Raw genomic sequence first — 12394 nt, forward strand, 5'->3', positions numbered from 1 at the left:
CTCGCTAGACAATCGATTCTGCATCAGCATAATCCAGGTTTCCGAAAATGGAAATGGCATTCTCGTGCCCTCTCCGAGGCGACGATCGGCGAGTGAGGGCGATCCGAGGCTCGTCGAGGAGCGTCGGACATCACGTTTACATCGTGTGCCGAGCACGTACGGTCGGGGGCATGGGGACCAATCTGATGGCATTCGAGTGGACGGACACGAATCGTGAATGGCTGATCGAGAACCCGATCCGGATCGTCGTCTATCTGGTGGTGGCGTTGATCGTGCGGTACGTGCTGCACCGGATCATCGACCGGGCGACACGTCGGCCTCCGGCGCCAGAACCGGGATCTGTGGAGACCAAGAAGCCCGCGTTGGTACGACACCTCCGTGAGCGCACCCCGAAGGCACTGCGGGATCCGGACATGGCCGAACGGCGGGCGCAGCGCGCACAGACCATCGGTTCGGTACTGAAGTCGACAGTGTCGATCATCCTGCTGGTGTGGGTGGTGTTGTCGGTGCTGAGCGTCCTCGGTGTCAACATCGCCCCGTTCGTCGCATCGGCGGGAGTGGTCGGCCTGGCCATCGGATTCGGTGCGCAGAACCTGGTGCGAGACTTCGTGTCGGGCGTGTTCATGCTGCTCGAGGACCAGTACGGGGTCGGCGACATCGTCGACCTCGGCGAGGCCATCGGCGAGGTCGAGACGGTCGGGCTGCGGATCACGACACTGCGCGACATCGATGGAACGCTCTGGTACGTCCGCAACGGTGAGATCGTCCGGGTCGGCAACATGAGCCAGGAATACGCCGTTGCGCGTGTCGAGGTGCCGGTCGCTCTCAGTGCCGACATCGACCGCGCGCAAGAGGTTGCGCTCGACGCGGCCCGTGCGGCAGTCGAGGACGAGAGCATCCGCGCCGACGTGCTCGGGCCGCCCGAGATGCTGGGCGTCCAAGAGGTCGCGCCCGACATGATCACCCTGCGCATGACGCTGAAGACCAAGGCAAACCGTCAATGGGCGCTGTCCCGGCGGATTCGTCGCGACATATTGCGCGCTTATGAGGAGCACGGCATCGACCTCCCCTACCCCAAGGGTCGGATGGCCGGGCTGATGGGGACCAACGGGAACTCATGACCCTGTTGGTCGGGATGGCGTTCGACCGGTCGCGTCGCCGACGCGGAAACAGCCTTCGCAAGCGTGATCGCACGTAGGCTTTGACGATGAGCCTGTCGTGGCCGCTCATCGGTCGGCAGGCCGAGATGAGCGCCATCGATACCGCCATCTCGGCCCGCGATACCTCTGGGATCGTCGTGTACGGCGCCGCAGGTGTGGGGAAGAGTCGGATCGTCCGTGAGGCGTTGTCGGCCGCGGAAATGCGTGGATCCAACTGCAGTTCGGTGGTCGGCACCTCCTCGGCACGGGCGATTCCGCTCGGAGCTTTCGCCGCCTGGGCGCCGGCAGATGTCACCAGTACCGTCCAATTGTTGCGGGACGTGATCGAGTCGCTCACCTCGTCGGCCTCGGATGCTCCCGTCGTCGCGATCGATGACGTGCACCTGCTCGACGACTTGTCGATATTCGTTGTGCACCAGATCGTCCTGCGCCGCGCCGCGAAGGTGATTCTCACCATTCGTGAGGGTGATCCGATTCCCGACGGAGTGCACGAGATAGCGAAGGTCGGCCGGTTCGACCGGGTCGATCTGCGCCCGCTGAGCCTCCAGGAAACCGCGACGTTGCTGACGGCGGTGCTGGGCGGACCGACCGAGCCGGGCGCGGCTCGTCGGCTGTGGCAGTTGACAGAGGGCAATCCCCTGTACCTCCGCACGATCGTCGAGCGGGAGGTGGCGGTCGGGCGACTGAGACGGGAACGTACATCGTGGCGATGGGCCGGTGATCCGACGATGCCGCCGGGTCTGACCGAGCTGATCGAAACTCGTATCCTGGCGGCCCCGGAGTCGGTTGTCGATGTGGTCGACACCCTCGCGGTCGGCGAGCCGATCAGTCTGGAGACCTTGTCGCGCATCGTCGGCCCGTCGGCGGTCGAGGAGGCCGAGAACTGCGGTCTGATCGCACTCGAATCCGCGGCGGGTCGGGTAGAAGTACGAGTGATCCATCCGCTGTATGGCGAAGTGCGACGCATGTGTGCACCCACCACCAAGTTGCGGAGACTACGTGGAAGGGTCGCACTCGAACTCGCCGCGTCCGGTGACCGCAACGACCTCCCGGTGCTCGTGCGTCGGGCCGCGTTGAGTCTGGACTCCGACCTGACGCCAGACGCGGATCTGCTCGTCAGGGCAGCCCATGGAGCGGTCTGGCTCGCCGATCTGGCTCTCGCCGAACGGATCGCCGGGGCGGCGATCCGTTCGGGAGGCGGTGTGGAGGCGAGTTTCATTCGCGCACATGCTCTTTCATGGCTGGGGCGAGGTCGCGAGGCGGAAGAGGTGTTCGCGCGGGTACCCCCCGGGCCGCTGACGGATGTCGAGCGCGGGCGATTTTCGTTCTTACGTGCGAGCAACCTGCTCTGGGCGCTCGGTGATCCCGTGCACGCCCAGGAGGTCATCGATGAGGCGTCGTGCGGGGTCGGCGAACACGGTGGCAGCTTCGTCGACGCCTTCCGGACCGTGTACGAGTTCGCGCTCGACCGACCCGAAGAAGCGATGCGGACCGCTGCGGATCTCGCATTGAGCGATCTGCCGGCTGTCGTCGGAGCCGAGACCTGCTGGGCGTTGACCACCATCGCAGCTGATGCCGGGCGCGTGGACGAAGCCGAGGCCGTTGCCGACGCGGGATACGCCGCGGTGGCACGGTCCTTCGACGCTCCGCAGATGCGGTTCAACATCGCTGATTCGCACGTGGGTGCGCTGCTCCTGGCCGGCAGGGTCGGTGACGCCCGTGAGATGGCCGAGCGAGTGCGCTCGCAGGGCGCCGATCTCCCGGGGGCGGCTCAGCTACTGGGGCTTGCCGTGGCCGGTCGTGCCGCGCTCTGGGCGGGGGATCTCGCCACCGCATGGTCGTTTCTCGAGCAGGCGGTCGAAGGCTTGTCCGTCTCCTTCGCGATGGGGTGGGGGTACCGATACCGTGTTCCGCGCACGATCGTGCTCGCGATGCGAGGCTCAACCGATGAGGCAGTCGCCGAGCTCTCCCTCCTGAACGACACCCGACGCCCTTTTCGGTCGTTGGACTACGAACTGAGTCTGGCCCGGGCCTGGGTGTCCGCGGGGCAGGGCGCGGTGAGCGAGGCGATCGCGGTGGTGTCGGCGGCGGCTGACCGAGCGCATGAGAAGGGCCACTTCGCAGCCGAGGTCCTCTGCGTTCAGACCGCCGTTCAGTTCGGCTGTCGAAGCAGCGGACCGAGGCTGCGCGGGCTCGTAAAGGTCGTCGAGGGTCCTCGCGTGGGCATGGCCGCTCGTTTCGCCGAGGCACTACGGAACGGAGACCCCAGGGAATTGTCCCTGGTGTCAGAGCACTTCGAGCAGATGGGTGACCGCGTGGCCGCCGCCGACGCGGCTGCCCACGCCGCACTGGCAAATCGCCGACTCGAACTGCGGGGATCGGCGTTGGGATGTGCAGCTCGCGCCGCCGATCTGGCTGAACAATGCGGAGGCGTATGCACACCCGTCCTGCGCCGGGTCGATGATCCGTTGCCGCTGACCGACCGCGAACGTGAGATCGTCACGCTGGTCGGCAACGGGCTGTCCAGTCGCGAGGTCGCCGAGCGGCTGTGCCTCTCGGTACGCACCGTCGAAAGCCACGTCTACCGGGCCATGGCCAAGACCGGAACGCGCACCCGAGACGAACTCGCCTCGCTGCTTGTCCGCGGCCGCAGGACAGCGAAATAGGCGGGCCGTCGAACACCAGCGCGGCAGCGTCCGGCGCCGCCGGCCTCAAGGCGATCATCACCGCACTGCGGAGCTGGTCTAGCGACTTCTCGATCGGGATCGAAGACGTCGTCGCGCACTGGGGTGTGCCGGACGAACAGGCGGCGATGGCGCGCTCGGTGACGTCGCTGGCCGCGCCCTCCGCAACCCTGATCATGCTTGCTTTCGGCAAGCCGCTCGGGCCGCTGTTCATGCCGCAGGGCGCCACGGTGGAGAGCATCGAGGCCGCCTACCGGGAGTGGGTGGTGGTCGATGTGATGCAGGCCGGCGAGGAGGCCGAGTTGCCGCGGATCGCGCGGAAGTCGCAGCCGAGGTTCTTCCGATTGGAGCGACGCTGAACCCGACTGAGACGACAGTGCCCCGGCGGACCGCCGGGGCACTGTCGTGGTGGATCTCGCAGCCATGTTCCAGGCCTGATCACTCTGGTGTCCGAGGGGGGACTTGAACCCCCACGCCCGTTAATAGGGCACTAGCACCTCAAGCTAGCGCGTCTGCCATTCCGCCACTCGGACTCAGTTGTCGGCGCGTTTGTCGCGCACCGGCCGGACTACCCTAACCGAGGTTGCCGCTGTATCCCAAATCCCGTAGGAGTGAGGTGTGACTTCCCAGCGCGCGGCCGTTCGTGCAGTCGATGAAGTGGTCGACATCGTCAGCAGTTTGATCCGTTTCGACACCTCCAACACCGGGGAACCCGACACCACCAAGGGCGAGGAGGAGTGCGCCAAGTGGGTCGCACAACTCCTCGAGGAGGTCGGCTACACCACCCAGTACGTGGAGTCCGGCAGACCGGGGCGCGGGAATGTGTTCGCGCGGCTGGCCGGACCCCCTGATTCGGACCGGGGTGCTCTGCTGGTGCACGGCCACCTCGACGTCGTGCCTGCCGAACCCGAGGACTGGAGTGTCCATCCGTTCTCCGGTTCCGTCTCCGATGGCTACATCTGGGGGCGCGGTGCCGTCGACATGAAGGACATGGTCGGGATGGCGCTCGCGCTGGCGCGGCAGTTCAAGCGCCAGGGCACGGTGCCGCCGCGCGAACTCGTCTTCTTGTTCACCGCGGACGAGGAGGCCGGCGGAACCTGGGGTGCGCACTGGCTGGTCGAGAACCGCCCCGACCTCTTCGACGGGATCACCGAGGCCGTCGGCGAGGTGGGGGGTTTCTCGCTGACCGTCGATCGGCCCGATGGTGAGCAACGTCGTCTCTACCTCGTGGAGACCGCGGAGAAGGGGCTGTCGTGGATGCGCCTGACCGCCGAGGCGAAGGCGGGTCACGGTTCCTTCCTGCACGACGACAACGCGGTGACCGAGGTCGCCGAGGCCGTGGCGCGCATCGGCCGTCACACCTTCCCGATGGTGATGACCGAGTCGGTCAGCGAGTTCCTCGCCGCGGTGACCGACGAGACCGGGCTGGACTTGCGGCCCGACGCACCCGAACTCGACACCACTCTCTTCAAGTTGGGCAATCTCGCCCGGATCATCGGTGCCACCTTGCGCGACACCGCGAACCCGACGATGCTCAAGGCCGGCTACAAGGCGAACGTGATCCCGCAGAAGGCCGAGGCGGTCGTCGACTGCCGGGTCCTGCCGGGTCGGCAAGCAGCCTTCGAAAAAGAGATCGACGAACTGATCGGCCCGAACGTGACCCGCGAATGGATCACTCACCTGGACTCGTACGAGACGGAATTCTCGGGTCACCTGGTCGATGCCATGAATGATGCGATCCTGGCTCACGACCCACTGGGCAAGACGGTGCCCTACATGCTGTCGGGTGGTACCGACGCAAAGGCGTTTGCCAAACTGGGTATCCGGTGCTTCGGTTTCGCGCCACTGCAATTGCCGCCGGAACTTGATTTCGCCGCCCTGTTCCACGGTGTCGACGAACGGGTCCCGGTGGACGCGGTCTTGTTCGGAACCAACGTGTTCGAGCACTTTCTGTTGCACAGTTGAGGTGCGCAGCCCACGATCGTCGACCGATCGTGGGCGCCTGCGCACAAACGAGAAAGGTGATCTGATGTCGTCGTCGTTCAACCCGTACGATCCGCTGCCGAACCTGCCCGGCTTCACCCTGACCTCGGAGAGCGTGACCGACGGTCAATCGCTGCGCAACGAGCAGGTGAGCGGACTGATGGGGGCAGGGGGCGACGACCTGTCGCCGCAGCTGAGCTGGTCCGGGTTTCCTTCTGGCACCAAGAGTTTCGCCGTGACCGTCTATGACCCCGACGCTCCGACGGCCTCGGGATTCTGGCACTGGGCGGTCGCCGACATCCCGGCCTCGGTGACGTCGCTGCCCGAGGGGGCGGGGGACGAGACCGGTGGTGGATTGCCGGCAGAGGCGGTCACTCTCGGCAACGATGCGGGCATGAAACGGTTCGTGGGTGCTGCACCGCCGCCGGGGCACGGCCCGCACCGCTATTACGTCGTGGTGCACGCCGTCGACGTCGAATCGCTCGGATTGCCCGACGGCGCCACCCCGGCGTATCTCGGGTTCAACCTGTTCTCCCACGCGATCGCCCGTGCGACCATCGTCGGCACCTACGAGCAGGCGTCCGAGAACGTCTGACCCAGGACCGGATTCGTGGCACCAGCCGGCTCCCGGTGACTTGCTGCTACGAACTCGTGGCGTCGCTGCCGACGGCGTCGGCCAGGCTCGCGAAGCCGGCCGCGCGCACGTGGGCGGCGACGCCATCGTGGATCTCCTTGGCCCACAGCGGTCCGCCGTAGATGAACCCGGTGTAGCCCTGCAGCAGGTTTGCACCCGCACAGATGCGTTCCCAGGCCTGATCCGCGGTCTCGATACCGCCCGCGCTCACCAGCGCCAGTCGGCCGCCGACGCGCGCATACAGGCGACGCAGCACCTCCAGCGATCGGTCGGCGAGTGGTGCTCCCGACAGGCCACCCGCCCCCATCGCCGTGACCTCGGCCGGCGGCGTGCGCAGGCCGGAGCGTTCGATGGTGGTGTTGGTCGCGACGATGCCGGCCAGGCCGAGCTCGACCGCGAGGTCGGCAACGGCGTCGATGTCCGCGTCGGCCAGATCGGGTGCGATCTTGACCAGCACCGGCACCGTGACCTCGTCGAGCACAGCGGCGAGGATCGGACGCAACGAGTCGACGGCTTGCAGGTCACGCAGGCCCGGCGTGTTCGGGGAGCTGACGTTGACCACGACGAAGTCGGCGAGCGGCCCCAGCATCCGGGCACTGAACCGGTAGTCGGCGTCGGCGTCGGCGACGGGAACCACCTTGGTCTTGCCGATGTTCGCCGCGATCGGCACGCTGACCGGCCCCGGTCGTAGCGCGGCGAGGTGCTCGGCGGCGACCGTCGCGCCGGGGTTGTTGAAACCCATCCGGTTGATCAGCGCGCGGTCGGCGGGCAGGCGGAACAGTCGGGGCGCGGGGTTGCCGGGCTGCGGCTGCCCGGTGATGGTGCCGATCTCGGCGTAGCCGAAACCCAATTGACCCCAGGCATTGACCGCCGACGCGGTCTTGTCGAAGCCGGCCGCGAGGCCGAGTGGGGCCGGGAAGTCCAGGCCGAAGACCCGCTGCCGCAGCACCGGATCATGGCTCGCGAACACCTTGGCCGCGAGGTAGCGCAGGAGCGGATTGCGCCCGGTGAAGCCGATGGCGCCCGCGGCGAGGCCGTGGATGCGTTCCGGCGAGAGCAGGAACATCACGCGCAACAGGAGCGGGTAGAGCGCGTGGTTGATGCGGCTCAGCATGCCGCGGCGTCCGAGTCGGGGTAGTCGGGCTCATCGAAGCCGGCATCGAGTCCGACGCCGTCGGGCACCCGCGACGGGACGGTACCGCGGCCCCGTGGTGGCTTCTTCCGCCGCAACAGCACCTTTCGGGTGCCGTCCGAGTACAGGCGGACGCGCCGCAGTTCCCACCCACCGAACTCCGCCTCGATCGACAGTCGCATCGATGCGGTGACCCGGGTGACGTCGGGCGGCAGGGTGAGCAGCACGCACTCGTGGTCGTCGGTGCTCACCTCCCAGCCACGCGGATGGCGTGCGGCGATCCGTGCACTAGGCGACATGGTCACCCCGCCGGAGTGACGGCAACGACACCGCGCAGTGTGTAGTCGGGCGCGGCGACCTGCAGGCCACCTCGCGCCGAGAGCACGTAGACCGTGCCGGACGAGTCGTCGACGGCGATGTTGTCCGGTTGCGCGACCGCCGGGAACCGATGCTTCTCCACGGGTTCGCCCCCGGACAGGTCATAGGCCACCACCTCGTTGTTCGCGGTTGTCGACACCCAGATCAGGTTGTGGGTGTCGTCGTAGTCTACGGCGTACGGGCCGCCGGACACCGGATAGCGGAACCGCATCACCTGAGGTGACCCGAAGAATCCGAGCAACTCGTCATCGCGGGTGTCGGCGACCAGGACACGTCCATACCGATCGACCGTCGAATTGGTTGCTCCGTTGCCGGCCCGCAGGGCGGGCCCGAGTTTCCCGTCGGACAGATCGACCGGGGTGACCGAGGACTGTGCACGGTCGAGCACCACGACCTGTTCGTCGGCCAGATCGGCTCCCGGCGGCGACACGGTGATGTCGTCGACCCGGACGAAACCGTCGATCACCCGTCCCGGGTGGAGGTCGCGATCGAAGGCGAGGACCCGACCATCGCCGGTACCGATGAGCACCTGCCCGGACGCGGTGCGCGCCAGCGCGGTCGGATCGTCGACCGAGACGGCGGTGGTCGTCACCGCACCGTCGGGTGCGATCCGCGCGATCACGTCGGGTCCGACGCCGAGGAACGCGCCGTCGCCGCTGCCGATGATGCGGGTGAGCGGTGGGGTGGTCGACTGCTGCGCGGTAGTGCCCGGCGCGCTCTGCGGATATCGGAGGACCGTGGTGCCCCCGGGACCGAGAACTGCCACGACGCCGTCGTCGATGGCGAGGTCACGGCTGTTCGCCGGTGCCGGTAGCACCGTGCCGACGGGACGTGCCGCGGGCCCGGCGGGCGCCGGCGCGGCGGTGGCCGGTGTGACGGTGGGCACATCAGGCTGCGACGACGTGTCCGACGATCCGCAGCCGGTGATCAGTACCCCCGCGACCAGCACACCGACGCCCGCCGCCACTGCTCGAGGCCTGGCCACCGCAGGGAACGGACCTCTCGAACGCTTCGATCTCGGCACGTGCATGTGACCATCTTGCGTCACGTCGCGCGGTGCGCATGAGCGGGGTCGGCCGCGCGTGAACGCCGGATCTGTCCAGGTTGTCGGGAAATGCCGGGGCAACCGGATGCGGTGCGACCCACGGAATCCACGTAGCATCTGCGGCCGTGACCGACACCATGACGTGGGCTCAGGCCATCGTGCTCGGCGCCCTTCAGGGCGTGACCGAATTCCTCCCGATATCGTCCTCCGGGCATCTGCGTATCGCGTCGGAGATCATGTTCGGCGACGACGCCGGGGCCTCGTTCACCGCGGTCACCCAACTCGGAACCGAAGCGGCCGTCCTCGTCTACTTCGCCCGCGACATCGTGCGCATCGTCGCGGCCTGGTTCCGCGGCCTGTTCGACCGGGAGGACCGCGGGCTGGACTACCGGATCGGTTGGTACGTGATCTTCGCCACCATCCCGATCGGTGTGCTCGGATTCCTGTTCAAGGATCAGATCCGCACCGGGGGCCGAAACCTCTGGCTGGTCGCGAGCGTGCTGATCCTGTTCGCCGGTGTGATCTGGCTGGCCGAACGGTACGGACGCAAGGAGCGGTCGATGGAGCAGCTCACGCTGCGGGACGGGCTGGTGATGGGGCTGGCCCAATGCCTCGCGCTGGTGCCGGGCGTGTCGCGCTCGGGTGCCACCGCCAGCGCCGGTCTGTTTCTCGGCCTCGAGCGCGAAGCGGCATTCCGCTTCTCGTTCCTGCTCGCCATCCCGGCCGTGACCGCGTCCGGTCTGTTCAGCCTGCCCGACGCCTTCAACCCCAGCGGAGAGGGGATGGAGGCCACCGGGCCGCAACTGCTGGTCGCCACCCTGATCGCCTTCGTCATCGGGTTCGCCTCGATCGCTTGGCTGCTGCGCTTCGTGAGCGCTCACTCGATGAACTGGTTCGGGGCCTACCGCGTGATCCTCGGCCTGACCGTCATGGGTCTGCTGTCCGCAGGCGTGATCAGCGCGACCTGAGCCGTAAGGTTGAGGCCATGACCGTGATACTGGTGCGCCACGGACGTTCCACGGCCAACACCTCGGGGGTCCTCGCGGGACGGACGCCGGGCGTCTCCCTCGACGACAAGGGGCGCGAGCAGGCCACGGCGCTCATCGACCGGCTGGGCGTCTGCGTCGGCGAGATCAGCGCAGTGGCCCGCTCGCCGCTGGAGCGTTGCGCACAGACCGTGGCGCCACTGATGGCCCGATTCGTCGCCGAACCGGGCCGTGATGTCCCCGAGATCGTCGTCGACGCACTGGCCGAGGTCGACTACGGCGCATGGACCAACCGGCCGCTCAAAGACCTCGTGTCCGAGCCGCTGTGGAAGACGGTGCAGCACCAACCCTCGGCGGCGGTGTTCCCGGAGGGCGAGGGCCTGGCGAATGTGCAGGCTCGGGCCGTTGCCGCGGTTCGCGAACTCGACCGCACATACGGCGGCGAGGACGGCAGTGGTGTGTGGGTCGCGTGTTCGCATGGGGATGTGATCAAGTCGATCATCGCCGATGCGATGGGTATGCATCTCGATTCGTTCCAGCGCATCGTCGTCGAACCCGCATCGATCAGCGTGATCCGGTACGGTCCGACCCGCCCGTATGTGCTCACCGTCAACAACACGGCGGTGTTGCCGGTACCGCCTCCGCATCGCGAGAAGCCCGCGAAGGACGGCGAGGACGGAGGCGACGATCCGGGCGAGGACGCCGTCGTGGGCGGCGCCACGGGCGTCGACGGCCACGATCGGGGCGTGAAGGCTGCGGCCGGCCCGCTGGCACGCGGATAATGGACGACACAGTCAAGGAGGTGTGATGTCTCGCGCGATACACGTGTTCCGGACCCCGGATCGGTTCGTCGCCGGCACGGTCGGTCAGCCGGGGGACCGTACGTTCTACCTCCAGGCCGTGCACGAGGCCCGGATCGTGAGTGTTCTGCTGGAGAAGCAGCAGGTCGCGATCCTGGCCGATCGGATCGGGGCCCTGCTCGAGGAGATTCATCGCCGATTCGGAACCGCCATCCCTCCCGAGCGCGATCAGGTCGGAGACCTGAGTCCGCTGGTGATGCCGGTGGACGCCGAGTTCCGGGTCGGCACCATGGGCCTGGGCTGGGATGCCGAGTCCGAGGCCGTCGTGGTGGAACTGCTCGCGATCACCGAGGGGGAGTTCGACGAGAGCGTCGTTCTCGACGACACCGACGAGGGCCCTGATGCGGTGCGGGTCTTCCTCACCACCGAGGCGGCTCGCGAGTTCGCGGCGCGCTCGTCACGGGTGATCTCGGCCGGGCGACCCCCGTGCCCGCTGTGCCACGAGCCGCTCGACCCGGACGGCCACCTGTGCGTGCGGACCAACGGGTACAAGCGCGGCGCGGAGCTCAGCAAATCCCTCGACTTCGTCGATCCAGAGGTCTTCCGCAACCTGACGATGCAGGATGAGACCGACTATCTGGACCCCGATCCCGACGACGACACCGACCCCGGTTCGTCTGGCCAGGACTGATGTGACCGTCGGCGAACCCAACGAACCTCCGGTTCCCGAGCACGAGCCCGACGATTCTGCGGGCCCCGATCCGCTGCGGGATGGCGAGTTGGTCATCGTCGGGCGGATCCCCACCGCCAGCAACGCCACCCTGGTGTGTGACGCCGTCCTCGGCGAACGCGAGGTCAGGTGCGTGTACAAGCCGGTCCGCGGCGAGGTCCCGCTGTGGGATTTCCCTGACGGCACGCTCGCCGGACGAGAGGTCGCCTCCTATCTCGTGTCCGAGGCGCTGGGGTGGTCGGTGATACCCACCACGATCCATCGTGACGGGCCGCTGGGGCCGGGCATGGTGCAACGCTGGGTCGTGACGGTCGACAACGACGACCCGTCGGCGCGGCACGGTGCCCCGACAGAACTGCCGACGCCCGCCATCGATCTGGTGGACCTGTGTCCGCCCGACACCGTCCCGGTCGGCTACCGCGCGATCCTGCGCGCCATCGACCCGTACGGCGAGCCAGTGGTCCTGGTTCACGCCGACGACCCGCGGCTGCAGCGGATGGCCGTGCTCGACATCGTGTTGAACAACGCCGATCGCAAGGGCGGTCACGTCCTGGAGGCACTCGACGGCGGCGTCTACGGTGTCGATCACGGGATCTGTCTACACACCGACGACAAACTGCGAACCGTGCTCTGGGGCTGGGCAGGCGAACAGATCCCGGGCCATCTCGTGGCTGACCTCGCCGACCTCTCCGATCACCTCGCGTCCGCGGGGCACCCGCTGACCACCGAACTGGCCGCACACATCACCGAGCGCGAGATCATCGCCCTGGCTGAGCGAGCTGCCGACCTCGTCACGAGTGAGACGATGCCGCATCCGCCGGGCCACCGGCCGATCCCGTGGCCGCCTTTCTGAGCGCGCCAC

At 67.6% G+C, this 12394-nt stretch carries 12 protein-coding genes and 1 tRNA gene; 9 read left to right on the top strand and 4 right to left on the bottom strand.

Features of this window, described 5'->3' with window-relative positions:
- Window positions 1-170 precede the first annotated feature (170 nt).
- From ACVT6V_RS18190 to ACVT6V_RS18200, 3 genes are all read left to right on the top strand, one after another.
- Window positions 171-1121 (top strand): mechanosensitive ion channel family protein, encoded by a 951-nt coding sequence (locus ACVT6V_RS18190; RefSeq protein ID WP_489895175.1) that lies wholly within the window; start codon window positions 171-173, stop codon window positions 1119-1121.
- A gap of 86 nt (window positions 1122-1207) precedes the next feature.
- Window positions 1208-3826 (top strand): LuxR C-terminal-related transcriptional regulator, encoded by a 2619-nt coding sequence (locus ACVT6V_RS18195; protein ID WP_489895177.1) that lies wholly within the window; start codon window positions 1208-1210, stop codon window positions 3824-3826.
- Between the two features lie 125 nt (window positions 3827-3951).
- Window positions 3952-4203: a hypothetical protein gene (locus ACVT6V_RS18200; RefSeq protein ID WP_489895179.1), complete on the top strand. Its 252-nt coding sequence runs from the start codon at window positions 3952-3954 to the stop codon at window positions 4201-4203.
- Window positions 4204-4288: 85 nt separating this feature from the next.
- Here ACVT6V_RS18200 and ACVT6V_RS18205 read toward each other — a convergent pair.
- A tRNA-Leu gene (locus ACVT6V_RS18205) sits at window positions 4289-4377 on the bottom strand.
- Window positions 4378-4462: 85 nt separating this feature from the next.
- Here ACVT6V_RS18205 and ACVT6V_RS18210 point away from each other — a divergent pair.
- Together ACVT6V_RS18210 and ACVT6V_RS18215 are read left to right on the top strand one after the other, a co-directional pair.
- Window positions 4463-5809, top strand: coding sequence for a M20/M25/M40 family metallo-hydrolase (locus ACVT6V_RS18210; RefSeq protein ID WP_489895181.1), 1347 nt, complete (start codon window positions 4463-4465; stop codon window positions 5807-5809).
- A 64-nt stretch (window positions 5810-5873) separates the two neighbouring features.
- Entirely contained in the window at window positions 5874-6422 is a 549-nt protein-coding gene (locus tag ACVT6V_RS18215) for a YbhB/YbcL family Raf kinase inhibitor-like protein (RefSeq protein WP_489895183.1), read from the top strand.
- Between the two features lie 46 nt (window positions 6423-6468).
- On the opposite strand, the gene ACVT6V_RS18220 is transcribed toward ACVT6V_RS18215, so the two are convergent.
- Genes ACVT6V_RS18220 through ACVT6V_RS18230 form a run of 3 tightly spaced genes read right to left on the bottom strand, consistent with a single transcriptional unit; the run spans window position 6469 to window position 9001 of the window.
- On the bottom strand, window positions 6469-7575 hold the full coding sequence (locus ACVT6V_RS18220; RefSeq protein WP_489895185.1) for a quinone-dependent dihydroorotate dehydrogenase: 1107 nt from the start codon (window positions 7573-7575) through the stop codon (window positions 6469-6471).
- Entirely contained in the window at window positions 7569-7892 is a 324-nt protein-coding gene (locus ACVT6V_RS18225) for a DUF5703 family protein (protein ID WP_489895187.1), read from the bottom strand. Before ACVT6V_RS18225 ends, ACVT6V_RS18220 begins: the two co-directional genes overlap by 7 nt.
- 2 nt (window positions 7893-7894) lie before the next feature.
- Window positions 7895-9001, bottom strand: coding sequence for a YncE family protein (locus ACVT6V_RS18230; protein ID WP_489895189.1), 1107 nt, complete (start codon window positions 8999-9001; stop codon window positions 7895-7897).
- Between the two features lie 140 nt (window positions 9002-9141).
- Between ACVT6V_RS18230 and ACVT6V_RS18235 the strand changes: the two genes are divergently transcribed.
- Genes ACVT6V_RS18235 through ACVT6V_RS18250 form a run of 4 tightly spaced genes read left to right on the top strand, consistent with a single transcriptional unit; the run spans window position 9142 to window position 12385 of the window.
- The gene (locus tag ACVT6V_RS18235) at window positions 9142-9984 is read left to right on the top strand and encodes an undecaprenyl-diphosphate phosphatase (protein WP_489895191.1); all 843 of its coding nucleotides are present in this window, start codon (window positions 9142-9144) and stop codon (window positions 9982-9984) included.
- 17 nt (window positions 9985-10001) lie between these two features.
- Window positions 10002-10784, top strand: coding sequence for an MSMEG_4193 family putative phosphomutase (locus tag ACVT6V_RS18240; protein WP_489895193.1), 783 nt, complete (start codon window positions 10002-10004; stop codon window positions 10782-10784).
- Window positions 10785-10809: 25 nt separating this feature from the next.
- Entirely contained in the window at window positions 10810-11493 is a 684-nt protein-coding gene (locus ACVT6V_RS18245; RefSeq protein ID WP_489895195.1) for a DUF3090 domain-containing protein, read from the top strand.
- A 1-nt stretch (window position 11494) separates the two neighbouring features.
- A complete protein-coding gene (locus tag ACVT6V_RS18250; protein ID WP_489900875.1) occupies window positions 11495-12385 on the top strand; it encodes an SCO1664 family protein in 891 nt (296 codons plus the stop codon).
- Window positions 12386-12394: the final 9 nt, after the last annotated feature.

This window comes from Gordonia sp. LMA167 (assembly GCF_058130025.1).

What these genes read in the sequence shown, in the direction of transcription:
- ACVT6V_RS18230 (WP_489895189.1), bottom strand. Translation starts at nt 9,001, where the DNA reads ATGCACGTGCCGAGATCGAAGCGTTCGAGAGGTCCGTTCCCTGCGGTG.
- ACVT6V_RS18240 (WP_489895193.1), top strand. Translation starts at nt 10,002, where the DNA reads ATGACCGTGATACTGGTGCGCCACGGACGTTCCACGGCCAACACCTCG.
- ACVT6V_RS18190 (WP_489895175.1), top strand. Translation starts at nt 171, where the DNA reads ATGGGGACCAATCTGATGGCATTCGAGTGGACGGACACGAATCGTGAA.
- ACVT6V_RS18215 (WP_489895183.1), top strand. Translation starts at nt 5,874, where the DNA reads ATGTCGTCGTCGTTCAACCCGTACGATCCGCTGCCGAACCTGCCCGGC.
- ACVT6V_RS18245 (WP_489895195.1), top strand. Translation starts at nt 10,810, where the DNA reads ATGTCTCGCGCGATACACGTGTTCCGGACCCCGGATCGGTTCGTCGCC.
- ACVT6V_RS18195 (WP_489895177.1), top strand. Translation starts at nt 1,208, where the DNA reads ATGAGCCTGTCGTGGCCGCTCATCGGTCGGCAGGCCGAGATGAGCGCC.
- ACVT6V_RS18220 (WP_489895185.1), bottom strand. Translation starts at nt 7,575, where the DNA reads ATGCTGAGCCGCATCAACCACGCGCTCTACCCGCTCCTGTTGCGCGTG.
- ACVT6V_RS18225 (WP_489895187.1), bottom strand. Translation starts at nt 7,892, where the DNA reads ATGTCGCCTAGTGCACGGATCGCCGCACGCCATCCGCGTGGCTGGGAG.